The organism is Inquilinus sp. OTU3971 (assembly GCF_038440215.1).
Genome location: NZ_JASATH010000193.1, coordinates 1 through 15,523, shown reverse-complemented (window position 1 = coordinate 15,523; position 15,523 = coordinate 1). Strand labels below are relative to the sequence as shown.

General features: G+C 70.9%; 11 protein-coding genes. 1 reads left to right on the top strand and 10 read right to left on the bottom strand.

Annotated features, from left to right (window positions below):
• Positions 1-21: 21 nt before the first annotated feature.
• From AAHM41_RS32960 to AAHM41_RS32915, 10 genes are all read right to left on the bottom strand, one after another.
• Positions 22-303 carry a type II toxin-antitoxin system RelE/ParE family toxin gene (locus tag AAHM41_RS32960; RefSeq protein ID WP_342240869.1) on the bottom strand — a complete coding sequence of 94 codons (282 nt, stop codon included), beginning with the start codon at positions 301-303 and terminating at the stop codon, positions 22-24.
• The gene (relB, locus tag AAHM41_RS32955; protein WP_342240868.1) at positions 278-532 is read right to left on the bottom strand and encodes a type II toxin-antitoxin system RelB family antitoxin; all 255 of its coding nucleotides are present in this window, start codon (positions 530-532) and stop codon (positions 278-280) included. The genes AAHM41_RS32960 and relB overlap by 26 nt, the downstream gene beginning before the upstream one ends.
• Entirely contained in the window at positions 529-789 is a 261-nt protein-coding gene (locus AAHM41_RS32950) for a TfoX/Sxy family protein (protein ID WP_342240867.1), read from the bottom strand. Before AAHM41_RS32950 ends, relB begins: the two co-directional genes overlap by 4 nt.
• On the bottom strand, positions 786-1,790 hold the full coding sequence (gene trpS, locus AAHM41_RS32945; protein WP_342240866.1) for a tryptophan--tRNA ligase: 1,005 nt from the start codon (positions 1,788-1,790) through the stop codon (positions 786-788). Before trpS ends, AAHM41_RS32950 begins: the two co-directional genes overlap by 4 nt.
• Positions 1,791-1,851: 61 nt before the next feature.
• On the bottom strand, positions 1,852-3,387 hold the full coding sequence (gene murJ, locus AAHM41_RS32940; RefSeq protein ID WP_342240865.1) for a murein biosynthesis integral membrane protein MurJ: 1,536 nt from the start codon (positions 3,385-3,387) through the stop codon (positions 1,852-1,854).
• A gap of 49 nt (positions 3,388-3,436) precedes the next feature.
• The gene (locus tag AAHM41_RS32935) at positions 3,437-6,670 is read right to left on the bottom strand and encodes an error-prone DNA polymerase (protein WP_342240864.1); all 3,234 of its coding nucleotides are present in this window, start codon (positions 6,668-6,670) and stop codon (positions 3,437-3,439) included.
• An 82-nt stretch (positions 6,671-6,752) separates the two neighbouring features.
• Positions 6,753-8,324 (bottom strand): Y-family DNA polymerase, encoded by a 1,572-nt coding sequence (locus tag AAHM41_RS32930; RefSeq protein WP_342240863.1) that lies wholly within the window; start codon positions 8,322-8,324, stop codon positions 6,753-6,755.
• Positions 8,239-8,985, bottom strand: a complete 747-nt coding sequence (locus AAHM41_RS32925) for an ImuA family protein (RefSeq protein ID WP_342240862.1) — start codon at positions 8,983-8,985, stop codon at positions 8,239-8,241. The genes AAHM41_RS32930 and AAHM41_RS32925 overlap by 86 nt, the downstream gene beginning before the upstream one ends.
• A gap of 118 nt (positions 8,986-9,103) precedes the next feature.
• A complete protein-coding gene (locus AAHM41_RS32920; protein WP_342240861.1) occupies positions 9,104-9,490 on the bottom strand; it encodes a YciI family protein in 387 nt (128 codons plus the stop codon).
• A gap of 78 nt (positions 9,491-9,568) precedes the next feature.
• A complete protein-coding gene (locus AAHM41_RS32915; RefSeq protein ID WP_342240860.1) occupies positions 9,569-9,994 on the bottom strand; it encodes a DUF5818 domain-containing protein in 426 nt (141 codons plus the stop codon).
• 328 nt (positions 9,995-10,322) lie between these two features.
• Between AAHM41_RS32915 and AAHM41_RS32910 the strand changes: the two genes are divergently transcribed.
• Positions 10,323-15,176, top strand: coding sequence for an NAD-glutamate dehydrogenase (locus AAHM41_RS32910; RefSeq protein ID WP_342240859.1), 4,854 nt, complete (start codon positions 10,323-10,325; stop codon positions 15,174-15,176).
• Positions 15,177-15,523 lie beyond the last annotated feature (347 nt).

The following is a 15,523-nucleotide window of genomic DNA, read 5'->3' as shown; positions in this document are numbered from 1 at the left end:
CGCGGAAGGTGACGACCTGCTTCAGCTCGGCGGATAGGCTTGGCGGGCGTGGAGGACGCTCAGGATATCAATGACGGATGGGCCGACCCGATAGACGATGATGTAGTTCGGGTGGATCACGGCCTCGCGCGTTCCGGCGACGCGGCCCGGTCGATACAGATAGGGATGCTCCGACAGCCGTTCCGCGGTGTCAGTAGCGATAGCCAGCAACCGATCCGCCGCAGCCGGATTGCGTTCGGCGATGTAGCCGAGGATCTGCTCGAGATCGGCGAGAGCTTCAGCGCTCCAGCTTACGGGCAGCATAAGCGCGGCGCTTCTCGTCGATCAGCGCGCGCAGGCGTGCCATCGCCTCGTCATGGGGAATCGAGGGCTGCGTGCTGGCCAGTGCTGCTTCCACTTTGGTGCGGAACCAGCGGTCATAGGCCTCGGCCTCTTCGGCCGTGGCGAATTCCGACTCGATCGGGGACAGAATGCGGTTCATGTCCTCAATATAGGGGCATTCCGGGCCGGTGACCACCGGCCGCAGCCTCACTCCACTCCGGCGTCCTTGCGCAGCAGGGCGCGCAGCTCCTGGGGCAGCGAGGCCCAGTGCTGGTTGGTCAGGGCGCCGTGCAGGGCGTAGAGCGCGTTCACCGTGATCAGCTCCGGCTGCGCCGCCTTCAGCCGCTGCCAGGCCGCGATCGGGCCGATGGCGCGCAGCTCCGCCTCGCTGGTGATGCCGACGGCGGCGAGCCACTCCGCGGTCTTGGGCCCGAGATTGGGCAGGGCCGAGATCGGACGCTCCCTCACGGCCGCAGCAGTCCCATGATGTCCTGCGTCTCGGCCAGCACCGGCGCCGCGATGGCCGCGGCCTTCTCGCCGCCCCGGCGCAGCACCGCATCGACATGGCCGGGATCGGCCATCAGCCGGCGCATCTCGCCGCCGATCGGCGCCAGCACCGCGACCGCGATGTCGGTCAGGGCGCCCTTGAAGGTCGAGAACGGCGCCCCGCCGAACTCGGCCAGCACCGCATCGACATCCTTGCCGGCCAGGGCGCCGTAGATGGCGACCAGGTTCTCGGCCTCCGGCCGGCCCGCCAGCCCGGCCGCTTCGGCCGGCAGCGGCTCCGGGTCGGTCTTGGCGCGGCGGAACTTCAGCGCGATGGTGTCGGCATCGTCGGTCATGTTGATGCGGCTGTAATCGGACTCGTCCGACTTGCTCATCTTCTTCGACCCGTCGCGCAGGCTCATCACCCGCGTCGCCGACCCCAGGATCTGCGGCTCCGGCAGCGGGAAGAAGTCGACGCCGTAGCGCTGGTTGAAGGACTGGGCGATGTCGCGGGTCAGCTCCAGATGCTGCTTCTGGTCCTCGCCGACCGGCACATGCGTGCCCTTGTACAAGAGGATGTCCGCCGCCATCAGCACGGGATAGGCGAGCAGGCCGTGCATCGCCGTGTCCTGCTGCTTGCCGGCCTTGTCCTTGAACTGGGTCATCCGCCGCAGCCAGCCCAGCGGGGTGACGCAGGAGAACAGCCAGGCCAGCTCGCTGTGGCCGGGCACCTGGCTCTGCGCGAACAGGATGCTGCGCGCCGGGTCGATGCCGACGGCCAGCAGCGTCGCGGTCAGCTCGCGGATATGGGCGCGCAGCTCGACCGGATCCTGCGGCTGGGTCAGCGCGTGCAGGTCGACGACGCAGTAGATCGTCTCGAACTCCGCCCCGTCCTGCAGCGCCACCCAGTTCCGCACCGCGCCGAGATAGTTGCCGAGGTGCATGTTGTGGGTGGGCTGGATGCCCGAGAAGATGCGCTTCATGTCCGCCGATGCCGCAGAGGGGTGGGGAGGCTCGGTTTATGGCCGGGGCGGTGCGGGCGGGTCAACCCGCCTGATGCCCGCGGCGCCTGAACTTGGCGAGTTCGCCACGGTCGACCGCGCCCAGAGCCAAGCACAGGGCGGCGTAGAGCGCGCCGCCGCCGGCGATCAGCGCGGCCAGGGCCGCATAGCCGGTCGCCGTCATCCCCTGCCGGGCCAGCAGCAGCCCGGCCGCCATGCCCAGCGCCGCCAGCAGGATCCGGCCGCCGCGCCGGCGCAGCCCGGCATCGATCGGCAGGGCGCCGCGGCGGCGCAGCGACCAGGCCAGCAGGCCGGCATTGGCCCAGGCCGAGACGCCGGTCGCCAGCGCGATGCCGACATGGCCCAGGGGCCGCATCAGCAGCACGGCGCCGGCCACGGCCAGGACCGTGGCGGCGAGCGCGGTGCGCATCGGCGTCGTCGTGTCCTGCCGGGCGAAGCACAGGGTCGAGAACACCCGGATCAGGATATAGGCCGGGATGCCGGCGGCGTAGGCGGCGAGCGCCCCGGCCACCGCCACGGTCTGCTCCGGCCCGAAGGCGCCGCGCTCGAACAGCCCATGCACGATCGGCCCGGCCAGCACGATCAGCCCGGCCGCGGCGGGCAGGCCCAGCAGCAGCCCGTATTCGATCGCCCGGCTCTGGGTCGCCGCGACATCCTGCGGCCGGTCCTCGACCAGCAGGCGGGTCAGGGTGGGCAGGAGGGCGGTGCCCAGCGCGATGCCGACGATGCCGAGCGGCAGCTGGGTCAGCCGGTCGGCATAGTACAGGGCGCTGACCGCCCCGGCCGGCAGGAAGCTGGCGATCAGGGTGTTCAGCACCATCTGGATCTGGGTGATGCCGGTGCCGATCGCGCCCGGCCCCATCAGCACCACCAGGCGGCGCAGCCGCGGCCCGATCCGGGGCGGCATCAGCCGCACCGGCACGCCGTGGCGGCGGCAGGCCAGCGCCAGCCAGGCCAGCTGGACGATGCCGGACAGGGTGACGCCGATCGCCAGCGCCCGGCCGGGCGACCCGGCGAGATGGGTGCCGAACAGCAGCGCCGCGATCAGCACCAGGTTGAACAGGATCGGCGCCGCGGCGAAGGGGGCCAGCTTCTCCTGCGCGTTCAGCACGCCGCCGAGCAGGGCCGAGACCGACATCAGCAGCAGATAGGGGAAGGCCAGCCGGGCATAATCCAGCGCCAGCACCTCGCGCACCGGGTCGGCGACGAAGCCCGGGGCGATCACTGCCAGGACCGCGGGCATGGCCAGCAGGGCCAGCACGGTCAGCGGGATCAGCACGGCCAGCAGCGCGGCCAGCACCTCGCCGGCGAAGGCCAGGGCCGCGGCCCGGCCGCGTTCGCCCCGCTCGGCCGCGTATTGCGGCACGAAGGTGACCATGAAGGCGCCGTCGGCGAACAGGCGCCGGGCCAGGTTGGGCAGCTTGACCGCGATCACGAAGGCGTCGGCCATCGGCCCCGCGCCCAGCAGCGAGGCGGTCAGGATATCGCGGGCGAATCCGGCGATCCGGCTGACGGCCGTCAACCCCCCGACCGTCGCCATGCCGCGCAGCAGGGACATGGGGCGGAGCTTTAGCCGGGTTTTGCGGCCGCGGGAAGGCGCGGCTCTCTCACTTGAAGTCGCGGCTGCGCAGCGTCACCCGGTGGCCGCGGCTGGGGTCGGCGCGGGGGCGGGCCTGGTGGCCGGGGTCGAGTGCTACCTGGTCGGTGCCGCGGGCCAGGACCGGCAGCTGGTCGGTCCAGTCGACGAAGCGCTCGGCCACGACATGGATCACCTGGTGCTCGCCCTCGCCCACCTTCTGCACCCGGCCCTCGCAGGCCAGCAGGCGGCCGGCATAGACGGCGCGGCGGTACTGCTCCGACACATGCGACCAGACCACGATGTTGGCGGCGCCGCTCTCATCCTCGACGGTGACGAAGATGGTGTCGTTGGCGGTCTGCGGCCGCTGCCGGAACAGCACGATGCCGGCGACGCGGATGCGGGCGCCGTCGCGGGTCTCGTCGTCGCGCAGGCTGCGGGCCGGGACGATGCCGAGCCTGGCGAGCGCTGGGCGCAGCAGCGCCAGCGGATGGCGGGTCAGCGACAGGCCGGTGGTGGCGTAGTCCTCCAGCACCTCCAGCCCCGGCGGCAGGGGCGGCAGCTCGGCCGCCTCCTCCTCGAACAAGGCCAGCTGGGCCGGGCGGGCGGCGAACAGCGGCAGGGCCTCGCCCTCCATCCCGGCCACGGCCCACAGCCCCTGCTGCCGGTCGAGCCCCATCGAGCCGAAGGCGGCGGCCTCGGCCAACCGGTTCAGGGCGCGGGACGAGACGCCGGCGCGGCGCACCAGCTCGGCCGGCGAGGCATAGCCGGCGCCGCGCGTCTTCACGATCTCTTCGCCCTCATCCTTGCTCAGCCCCTTCACCAGCCGCAGGCCGAGGCGCACGGCGTGGTCCTGGCCGCCGGTCGGCTCCAGGGTGCAGTCCCAGTCGCTGCGATTGACGTCGACCGGGCGGATTTCGACGCCGTGCTCGCGCGCGTCGCGCACCAGCTGGGCCGGGGCGTAGAAGCCCATCGGCTGGGAGTTGATCAGGGCGCAGCAGAACACCTCGGGGTGGCGGTGCTTGACCCAGGCGCTCTCATAGACCAGCAGCGCGAAGGAGGCGGCATGCGCCTCGGGGAAGCCGTAGCTGCCGAAGCCCTTGATCTGGTTGAAGCAGCGCTCGGCGAAGTCGCGCTCATAGCCGTTGGCGATCATGCCGTCGATGAAGCGCCGCTCGTAGCGGTGGATCGTGCCCTCGTTGCGGAAGGTGGCCATGGCCCGGCGCAGCCGGTCGGATTCGCTGGGCGAGAAGCCGGCGGCGACGCTGGCCAGTTTCATGCCCTGCTCCTGGAACAGCGGCACGCCGAGCGTCTTCTTCAGCACCCCTTCGACCTCCGGCTTCGGATAGGTCGCCTCCTCGATGCCGTCGCGGCGGCGCAGATAGGGATGCACCATGTCGCCCTGGATCGGCCCCGGCCGGACGATCGCCACCTCGATCACCAGGTCATAGAACTTCTTCGGCTTCAGCCGCGGCAGCATCGATTGCTGGGCCCGGGATTCGACCTGGAACACGCCGATCGAATCGGCGCGGCTCAGCATCTCGTAGACCTCGGGGTCCTCGCGCGGCGTCATGCCGAGGGCGAGCGGCTCTGGGTACCGCTCCGGATAGTGCCGGTTCATCAGGTCGAAGCAGCGCTTCAGCGCGGTGAGCATGCCCAGCGCCAGCACGTCGACCTTGAGCATGCCGACGGCGTCGAGGTCGTCCTTGTCCCAGCAGATGACGGTGCGGTCGTCCATCGCCGCATTCTCGATCGGCACCATCTCGTCCAGCCGCCTGCGGGCGAAGACGAAGCCGCCGGTGTGCTGGCTGAGATGGCGGGGGAAGCCCATCAGCTCGACCGCGAGCTCCAGCGCCAGCCGCAGCCGGGGATCGGCCGGGTCCAGCCCGGCCTCGCGCACCTGCTTTTCGTCCAGGCCGTTCATGCTCCAGCCCCAGACCGAGCCGGTCAGGGCGCCGATCATGTCCTCCGACAGGCCCATCGCCTTGCCGACGTCGCGCACCGCGGCCCGGGTGCGGTAGCAGATCACGGTGGCCGTCAGCGCGGTGCGGTGGCGGCCGAACTTGTCATAGATGTGCTGGATCACCTCCTCGCGCCGCTCATGCTCGAAATCGACATCGATGTCGGGCGGCTCGTTGCGCTCCTCGCTGACGAAGCGCTCGAACAGCAGGTCCATCTGCACCGGGTCGATGGCGGTGATGCCGAGGCAGTAGCAGACGACGCTGTTCGCCGCCGAGCCGCGGCCTTGGTTCAGGATGCCCTCCCTCGTGGCGTAGGCGACGATATCGGCCACGGTCAGGAAGAAGGGGGCGTAGTCGCGCCGGCCGATCAGGTCGAGCTCGCGGTCGATCTGGGCCTGCACCGTCTCGGGCACGCCACCGGGATAGCGCCGGGCCGCGCCCTCCCGGGTCAGCTGCTCCAGCCGCTCCTGCGCCGAAACGCCGTCCGGCGTGATCTCCTCAGGGTATTCGTAGCCCAGCTCGTCCAGGCTGAAACGGCAGCGCTCGGCGATCTCGACCGTCCGCTCCAGCGCCTCCGGGTGGTCGCGGAACAGCCGCGCCATCTCCTCGGGCGACTTCAGGTGCCGTTCGGCATTGGCCTCCAGCCGCCAGCCGGCGTCGTCGATGGTGCAGTGCTCGCGGATGCAGGTGACGACATCCTGCAGCCGCCGCCGCTCCGGCACGTGGTACAGCACGTCGTTGGTGGCGACCAGCGGCACCCGCACCCGCCGCGCCAGCTCTGCCAGCTCGGCCAGGCGCCGGGCATCGTCGCCGCGGTAGCGGTGGCTGGCGGCCAGGAACAGGCGCTTCGGCGCCTCGGCCCTCAGGCGGGCCAGATGGTCGGCGAAGGCGTCGTCGATCCGGTCGGGCGGCAGCGCCACCAGGATCTGCCCGTCCAGCCAGGGCGGCAGGTCGGCGAAGGACAGGTCGCACTGCCCCTTCTTGGCCCGCCGGTTGCCGATGGTCAGCAGCCGGCACAGCCGGCCATAGGCGGCGCGGTCGGTCGGGTAGCACAAGAGGCTCGGCGCGTCGGCCAGGTCCAGCCGGCAGCCGACGATGTAGGGGATGCGGCTGGCCTTCTGCCGGTCCTCGTCGCGGTTGGCGATGACATGGCCGCGCACGATCCCGGCCAGGGAGTTGCGGTCGGTCACGGCGATGGCCGACAGGCCCAGCAGGATCGCCGTCTCCACCAGCTCCTCCGGATGCGACCCGCCGCGCAGGAAGGAGAAGTTGGTGGTGACCTGGAGTTCGGCGTAGGCGGTCATGGGGCCGTTTCCCGCCGGCGGATAGCCTTGCCAAGGGGAGGGGGACTAAAACCGTGCCGAGTCCGTGAGATCAGCCCGGCCATCAGTCGAACATCCCGTGCAGGAACCAGCGCGGCGGTCGGTCGGGCAGATACGGACCGGCGCGGTAGACCCAGAAGCGGCGGCCGGTCTCGTCCTCCACCCGGTAATAGTCGCGGATCATGTCGGGCTCGGCCCGGTCCTGCGGCCGGGCCCGGCGCCACCATTCATAGGCGATGCGCTCCGGCCCGTCGGCGCGGCGCACGCGATGGGTCGCGCCGGCCCAGCGGAACTGGGTCGGCGGGTCGTCCGGGACCTGGGCGATCGCCTCGATCGGCTCCGGCCGGCGCAGCAGGCGCAAGGGGCGCACCCAGCCGGTCGGCCAGGGTTTCGCCCGGTCCGGCGCCAATGGCGGGCGGGCGGCGACGCAGCGCTCGGGCAGGTGGCTCTCAACCGCGGCGGGGCGCCAGATCCGGTCGAAGCCGATGCGGTTGCCGACGATGTCGACGAATCCCGCCAGTGATTCGACCATGGTCGAATCACAACTTCTAGAATCTCCGCCGATCCCGGTCCCTTCGCCCTCCAGCTTGCTCAGCCCCGACTGACGGCCGCCGACCGGGGCGACGCGATCGGCGCGCAGGGTCGCCACCTCGACCCCGAAGCCGGGATCGACCCGGTCCAGCCGGTCGGCCAGCAGGCGCCCGACCCGGGCCGGGTCGCGCACCGGCAGGGCGGTGCGGATGGCGATGGTCTGGCAACGGCTGTCGACCCGGTGGAAGGCCGCGGTGAACTGGGCCGCGCCCATCATCCGCGCCTCCAGCCGGGCGCAGAGATCGGCGGCCAGCGCGGCGATGGCGCGCTGCAGGTCCTCCGCCGTGCCGATCGGCTCGGCGAAGGCCAGGCGGGCGAACCAGGGCGTCGGCGGGCGGCGGAAGCCGACCGTCTCCTCGGCCCGGCCCAGCGCCTGGTCCAGCCGCAGCAGCGGGCCGGCGCCGAAGCGGCGGGCCAGGCCGGGGCGCGGCGCCGCCAGCAGCTCGCCGATCCGGGTCAGGCCGATCCGCTGCAGCGCCTTCGCGGCCTCCTCGTCCAGCCGCAGCGCCGCGGTGGGCAGGGGCGCCAGGGCCGCGCGTTCGGCACCGTCGGGCAGGATCCGCCGGTCGGCCCGGTCGTGATGGGCCAGCGCCCAGGCGGCGCCGAAGCTGCCGGCGACGGCGATGCGGGCGGGCAGGCCCCAGCGCTCCAGCCGCCCGGCCAGATCGGCCACCAGCTCGTCCTCGCCGCCCCAGAGATGGGCGCAGCCGGTGATGTCGAGCCACAGCCCGTCGGGCGGGCAGGGGGCCACGGCGGGGCTGTAGCGGCCGGCCCAGCGCACCAGCCGGGCCAGGGCCCGGGCGTCGGCGGCGTGGTCGGCGGGGATCAGGGCCAGCGCCGGCAGCACGGCGCGGGCGTCGGTCGCCTTCTGCCGCGGCCGGATGCCGGCGGCCCAGCCGCGGTCGTCCACCGCCACCACCTGGCGCCGCTGCTCGACGGTCTCGACGATCGCGACCGGCTCAGCCGGCCAGGCGTCGGGGGGTGTCGACAGTCTCAGTCGCGTGATCGGCCAGTTCGGCAACCACAGCGAGACGATCCGTCCCATCCTCGGTCTCCACGATCCAGCGGCCGGGCTGGCCGCCGCGGCTGTGGGTCAGGGCCAGCTCCCAGCGCGCCGGCCCGACCCAGGCGGCGGTGCCGCCACTCGGCGCCGGGGCCACGGTCCAACGCGTCACCGCCGCGCTGGCGCCGGCCCGGACGATGCCGTCGCGCCCGGCGCGCGGCGCGATCGGCCGGCGCTGCAGCAGCAGGGCAGTGATGCCGCGGGCCTCGCAGGCCAGCTGCAGCCGCCGCTCGGCCAGCAGGTCGGTGCGCGCCGCCTCGGCCAGCACGGCGCCGAAGCCCTCGGTGCGCAACGCCTCCTCCGCCACTGCCAGCACGCCGGTCTCGTCGCGCGGCCGGACCAGGATCAGACGGTCCGGCGCCAGGCCCAGCGCGGCCAGGGCCGGCGGGTACAAATCGTCGGCCGCGGCGCACCACAGCACCGGCCCGCGCCGCTGCAGCCGGGCCAGCAGCCGCGCGGCGAAGCCGGTGGCCGCCGCCCCGGCGGGGTCGCCGCCGGCGACCCGATGCAGGCGGCCGAGCGGCAGCCCGCCGCGCGGCAGGCGGTCATCGATCGGGGGCAGGGCGAGCGGCAGGACTCCCGGATCCTCGACGGCGGATCCGTATCGGTTCAGTCGCTCGCGCAGGGCGGCGAGGGCAGACATTGGCAGGGCATGATGTTCCGTATTTGTTCCAATATGAAGCCACCACGCCGCCGCAGAGTCAAGCCGAGTCGAGCCGGCCGGGGTCCGAGCAGCCTGCAGCCAGGTCGGGATGCGCGGGTCAGGCTGCGGGGGTTTTGGAGCCGGTCCCCGGCAGGAACAGCCGGACCGGGCGGATCTCATAGCCGCCGACACCCGGATTCGCCTGCTCCAGTTCCTGGGCGATGGCGACCGCCTCGTCCTGCGAGTCGCAGTCGACCACGTAGAAGCCGAGCATCTGCTCCTTGGTCTCGGCATAGGGGCCGTCGATCACCAGCGGCGGCTGGTGGCCCTTCATCAGCGTGGTCGCGGTGCTGGTGAAGGCCAGCCGCGCAGCGGGGCCGAGCTTGCCTTCCGCGGCCAGCCGCTTGTGGACGATTTCGAGCCGGGCCATGACCGCGTCGTCCTCCTCCTGCGTCCAGGCACCGAGGACCTCTTCCGAGTTGTAGCAAAGAATGGCGTAGAGCATCCGGGCCTCCCCTCCCGCGTCCGGGCGGGAGTATGCCTGCGCTCTGTTAAAATCCCTATGCCGTGATGCCGGCGGCGATCAGGGCATCGGCTGCACGACCACGGCGCCGGGGGCCACGGTCACGGCGGTGCCGTTGGACGCCGGCAGATAGGCGCTGGTCATGACGTCGAGCTTGTCGGCGCGGATCGTCTCCAGCGTCTGGCACAGCGACCATTTCGCGGTCGGGCCGGAAATGGTGACGCGGTCGCCGATCCGGACCGGAACCGGCTTGCCCTGGATCGACACCTCGCTGCCGTCGTCGCGGCGCAGCACGGTGCAGGGCCGGCCGACCTCGAGCGTGCCGGTGTAGACGACCGTGACCTCGTCATGCCAGGCGCTGGACACCTTCGGGAAATCATAGGGCGGGATCTGCGCCTGCTGTCCGGCGGTCTGGCAGGCGCCCAGCAGGGCGGCCGCGGCGAGTGCGATGAAGAGGGTCGGCGAGGGGCGATGACGATTCGACAACACGCTCTCTCTTTCTCGTTTTGGCGGCGGAATCATTTCTTCCAATACTGTTCTTCCATACAGGCGAAGCGGGGCCGCCGTCCAGAACACGTTCGAAGCGAACGTTCCGGACCAACGGTGGGTTATTTCAGACCGGATTGCGGAGACTTTGTGACCCGGAATGTCCTAACCGCCCGTATCGTCTGACAAAATCGGTGGAGAATGCCGCCGAACCGTCACGGTTCGGCGGTTTCCTTTTACCCGGGTTGATTGTATGCCCTTGGGGCCCTGATGCGGCCCAATATGGTTTCGAGAGGGGCCGGGCCGCACGCTCTCTGGAGTCTGCAGGATGTCAAAGGCCGATCAGCACAAGGCCGAAATCGTCGATGGTGTCGTGGCCCTGGCCAAGCAGCGGCTCGACCCGGCGAAGGGAGGAATGGCCGAGCGGTTCACCCGCCTGTATTTCCGCAACGTGCCGCCGCACGACGTGCTGCGCGAGGGCACCGACACCCTCTACAGCGTCGCCCTCGGCCTGCTGCAGTTCGGCGGCGAGCGCCGCAAGGGCGAGGTCAAGATCCGGATCTTCAATCCGGTCTATGACGATTACGGCTGGCGCAGCCCGCACACCGTGATCGAGATCATCAACGACGACATGCCGTTCCTGGTCGATTCGGTGACCGCGGCGATGTCCGAGCTCGGCCTGACCGTGCATCTGGTGGTGCACCCGATCCTGGCCGTGACCCGCGACGCCCAGGGCAGGCTGACCGATGTGCAGGACCCGGCTGCGGCGCCGGAGGGCACGCCGGCCGAGAGCTTCATGCATGTCCAGATCGACGAGCGCACCGACCAGGCGACGCTCGACCGGATCGCGGCGACGCTGCGGGCGGTGCTGGCCGATGTCCGGGCCGCGGTCGAGGACTGGGGCGCGATGCGGCAGCAGATCCGCACCGTGCTCGAGGAGCTCGACCACAAGGCGCTGCCGGTCGACCCGGGCGAGACGCGCGAGATCATCGCCTTCCTGGAATGGCTCGAGGACGACCATTTCACCTTCCTGGGCTATCGCCGCTACGACTTCGCTCGCAGCGACGACGGGCTCGAGATCGCGATCGTGCCGGGCAGCGGCCTGGGCATCCTGCGCCAGCCCGAGGTCTCGGTGTTCGACGGCGCCCGCCGCTACGACCGGATGTCGGAGGAGGCGCAGTCGATGCTGCGCAGCACGGCGCCGCTGACCGTCACCAAGGCCAGCCTGAAGGCGACGGTGCACCGGCCGGTGCATCTCGACGTCTTCACCGTCAAGATCTTCGACGACGCCGGCGAGGTGGTGGGCGACCACATGTTCGTCGGCCTGTTCACCTCGGTCGCCTACAGCCGCAGCGCCCGCGACATCCCCTATCTGCGGGCCAAGGTCAGCCGCACCCTGGCGCGCGCCGGGATGGACCCGCGCAGCCATGACGGCAAGGCGCTGGGCCACATCCTCGACACCTATCCGCGCGACGAGCTGTTCCAGATCTCCGAGGAGCAGCTGCTCGACATCGGCATGGGCGTCCTGCACCTGCAGGAGCGGCAGCGCACCGCGCTGTTCGTGCGCCGCGACCCGTTCGGGCGCTTCGTCTCCTGCCTCGTCTACGTGCCGCGCGACCGCTACAACACCGACCTGCGCCACCGCATCCAGAAGATCCTGGAGAAGGCCTACGGCGGCCCGGTCACCGCCTTCACCACCCAGATGACCGAAGGGGCGCATGCCCGCGTCCACTTCCTGATCAAGACCGAGCCCGGCGCCGGCACCGACGAACCGGTCGACGTGATCGAGGAGCGGCTGGTCGAGGCCGGGCGCAGCTGGTCCGACCTGCTGCAATCGGCGCTGGTCGAGAAGAAGGGCGAGGAGCAGGGCCTGATCCTGCTGCGCCGCTATGCCGAGGCCTTCCCGGCCGGCTACCGCGAGGAGACCGCGCCGACGGCGGCGATCGTCGACATCGAGCGGATCGAGGAGATCGACGAGGACGGCGAGATCGGGCTGCACCTGTTCCGCCCGATCGAGGCGGCGCCGAACGAGCTGCGCTTCAAGCTGTACCACCGCGGCACGCCGGTGCCGCTGTCCGACGTGCTGCCGATGCTGGAGCATCTCGGCTTCAAGGTGGTGTCGGAGTTCCCGACCGAGGTCGCGCTCTCGGGCCAGCCCCCGGTCTGGATCCATGATTTCGAGATGCGCAGCCGCAGCGGCGACGCGATCGACCTGAATCGCCTGAAGGCCGTGTTCCAGACCGCCTTCGAGCGGATCTGGACCGGCGACATGGAGGACGACCGGCTGAACCGGCTGGTGCTGGCCGGCGGGCTCGACTGGCGCTCGATCACGCTCTTGCGCGCCTATGCCAAGTTCCTGCGCCAGGCCCGCTTCGCCTTCAGCCAGGAGACGATCGAGGACACGCTGGTGGCGCATCCGGAGACGACGCGCGCCATCGTCCGCATGTTCACCACCCGCTTCGACCCGGAGCTGACCGGCGACCGCGAGGTGGCGATCCGCGGCATGCTGGTCGAGATCGAGCACGCGCTGGACGCGGTGACCAACCTGGACGAGGACCGCATCCTCCGCCGCTACCTGAACCTGGTGCGGTCGACCCTGCGCACCAACTACTTCCAGACCGACGACCAGGGCCGGCCGAAACCCTATCTGTCGCTGAAGCTGGACAGCCTGTCGGTCGAGGAGCTGCCGCTGCCGCGGCCCTGGCGCGAGATCTTCGTCTACAGCCCGCGCATGGAGGGCGTGCACCTGCGCGGCGGCAAGGTCGCCCGCGGCGGCATCCGCTGGTCCGACCGGCGCGAGGATTTCCGCACCGAGATCCTGGGGCTGATGAAGGCGCAGATGGTGAAGAACACCGTCATCGTGCCGGTCGGCTCGAAGGGCGGCTTCGTGCTGAAGCGGCCGCCGGCGGCCTCGGCCGGGCGCGAGGCGTTCCAGGCCGAAGGAGTCGAATGCTACAAGATCCTGATGCGCGGCATGCTCGACATCACCGACACCATCGTCGGCGGCGAGACCACGCATCCGGAGCGCGTCGTCCGGCATGACGAGGACGACCCGTATCTCGTGGTCGCGGCCGACAAGGGCACGGCCACCTTCTCCGACATCGCCAACGGGGTCAGCCAGGATTACGGCTTCTGGCTGGACGACGCCTTCGCCTCCGGCGGCTCGGCCGGCTACGACCACAAGAAGATGGGCATCACCGCCCGCGGCGCCTGGGAATCGGTGAAGCGGCATTTCCGCGAGCTCGGCACCGACATCCAGAGCCAGGACTTCACCTGCGTCGGCGTCGGCGACATGTCGGGCGACGTGTTCGGCAACGGCATGATCCTGTCCGAGCACACCCGCCTGCTGGGCGCCTTCAACCACCTGCACATCTTCGTCGACCCGGACCCGGATGCGGCCGTCAGCTTCGCCGAGCGCAAGCGGCTGTTCGACCTCGCCCGCGGCTCCTGGGACCAGTACGACACGGCGAAGCTGTCGCCCGGCGGCGCGGTGTTCGACCGCAAGGCGAAGTCGATCAAGCTGTCGCCCGAGATCCGCGCCCGCTTCGGCATCGAGCGCGAGACGGTGACGCCGAACGAGCTGATGCAGGCGATGCTGAAGGCCCAGGTCGACCTGCTGTGGTTCGGCGGCATCGGCACCTATGTGAAGAGCAGCCACGAGAGCCACGCCGATGTCGGCGACAAGGCGAATGACGCGCTGCGCATCAACGGCCGCGACGTCCGCGCCAAGGTGATCGGCGAGGGCGCCAATCTCGGCGTCACCCAGTTCGGCCGCATCGAATTCGCCCGTATCGGCGCCGGCGGCTCGGGCGGCAAGCTGAACACCGACTTCATCGACAACTCGGCCGGCGTCGACACCTCGGACCACGAGGTCAACATCAAGATCCTGCTGGGCGCCGTGGTCCAGGCCGGCGACCTGACGCTGAAGCAGCGCAACGTGGTGCTGGAGAGCATGACCGAGGAGGTCGGCCACCTGGTGCTGCGCGACAACTACCTGCAGAGCCAGGCGCTGTCGCTGGCGGTCGGCGAGGGCTTCGAGGTGCTGGACCAGCAGGCCCGCTTCATGCGCGGGCTGGAGAAGGCCGGCAAGCTCGACCGCGTGATCGAGATGCTGCCGACCGACGAGGAGCTGACCCAGCGCTCGGGCCACCGCGAGGGGCTGACCCGGCCGGAGCAGGCGGTGATCCTGGCCTATGCCAAGATCACCATCTACGACGCGCTGCTGGCCAGCGACCTGCCGGACGACCCGGCCTTGGTCGACGACCTGGTGCTGTACTTCCCGACGGCGCTGCGCGAGCGCTTCAAGGACGCCATCGCGCAGCACCGGCTGCGGCGCGAGATCGTGGCCACCCATGTCACCAACAGCATGGTGAACCGGGTCGGCGCCACCTTCGTCTCCGAGCTGGTGGACAAGACCGGCATGGGCGTGGCCGACATCGCCCGCGCCTATCTGATCGTGCGCGACGGCTTCGGCCTGCGCGACATCTGGGCGGCGGTCGAGGCGCTGGACAACAAGGCCCAGGCCCAGGCCCAGATCCGCGCCATGCTGGCGACAAGGCGGCTGATCGAGCGCTGCGTCGCCTGGATCCTGCGCCAGCAGGGCCGCGGCCTGAACATCAGCCAGGACGTGGCGCATCTCAAGCCCGGCCTGGCCGAGCTGGAGAGCCAACTGGACGCCGCGATCTTCGACGATGCCCGTGCCGTGATCGACGCCCGCGCCCAGGGCTTCGTCGAAGCCGGCTTCCCGGAGGACCTGGCGCGCCGCGTCGCCCGGCTGAACCTGTGGGCGGCGGGGCTGGACATCATCCGCATCGCCGACCAGGCCGGGCGCGGCGTCAGCGAGGTGGCGTCGGTCTATTTCGAGACCGGCCGCCGGCTCGGCCTGGCCTGGCTGCGCGACGGCGCCAGCCGGATGCCGGCCAGCAACCATTGGCAGAAGCAGGCGGTGGGGGCGATCGTCGACGACCTGTACACGCTGCAGGCCGACCTGGCGGTGCGGGCACTGCAGGACGCGCCGGCGGGCGCGGCCGGGGCGACGGCGGTCGAGGCCTGGGTCGACCATCGCCGCGCCCCGGTGGACCGGATCGACCAGCTGGTGTCGGAGCTGAAGGCGCTGGACCAGGTCGACCTGTCGATGCTGGCCGTCGCCAACCGCAATTTGCGCGGCCTGGCGACGGGGTGAGGGCGGTCAGTCGTTTGGCGCGACCTGTCTTTCCACTCTCCCCCTCCCCCTGCGGGCCATGGCATTCATGCATCGCCTCTTTTGAGTCCCCCCCTCCCCTTGCGGGAGGCGGCAGGGGGAGGGGGTTTTCACCATCAAGGCCGGCCTGAACTCTGACGCTTCGGCCGACGGCGAGACCTGTCCTCTGCGCATTCGCGCGCGGACGCGCGCAGACCCCTCCCCCAACCCCCCTCCCGCAAGGGGAGGGGGAGTGTGGAAGGCTGCGCTCGCGAATGCTGAGGGTTGGTGAAGCGGTGAATTCGCCGGCGGCTCATCCCGTGTCCGGCGGCTTGCGGCGGCCGGGAGCC

Bases quoted from the DNA above. Each gene is read 5' to 3' on its own strand.
- AAHM41_RS32960 (WP_342240869.1), bottom strand. From the start codon at position 303: ATGCTGCCCGTAAGCTGGAGCGCTGAAGCTCTCGCCGATCTCGAGCAG.
- trpS (WP_342240866.1), bottom strand. From the start codon at position 1,790: ATGAAGCGCATCTTCTCGGGCATCCAGCCCACCCACAACATGCACCTC.
- murJ (WP_342240865.1), bottom strand. From the start codon at position 3,387: ATGTCCCTGCTGCGCGGCATGGCGACGGTCGGGGGGTTGACGGCCGTC.
- AAHM41_RS32935 (WP_342240864.1), bottom strand. From the start codon at position 6,670: ATGACCGCCTACGCCGAACTCCAGGTCACCACCAACTTCTCCTTCCTG.
- AAHM41_RS32930 (WP_342240863.1), bottom strand. From the start codon at position 8,324: ATGGGACGGATCGTCTCGCTGTGGTTGCCGAACTGGCCGATCACGCGA.
- AAHM41_RS32925 (WP_342240862.1), bottom strand. From the start codon at position 8,985: ATGTCTGCCCTCGCCGCCCTGCGCGAGCGACTGAACCGATACGGATCC.
- AAHM41_RS32920 (WP_342240861.1), bottom strand. From the start codon at position 9,490: ATGCTCTACGCCATTCTTTGCTACAACTCGGAAGAGGTCCTCGGTGCC.
- AAHM41_RS32910 (WP_342240859.1), top strand. From the start codon at position 10,323: ATGTCAAAGGCCGATCAGCACAAGGCCGAAATCGTCGATGGTGTCGTG.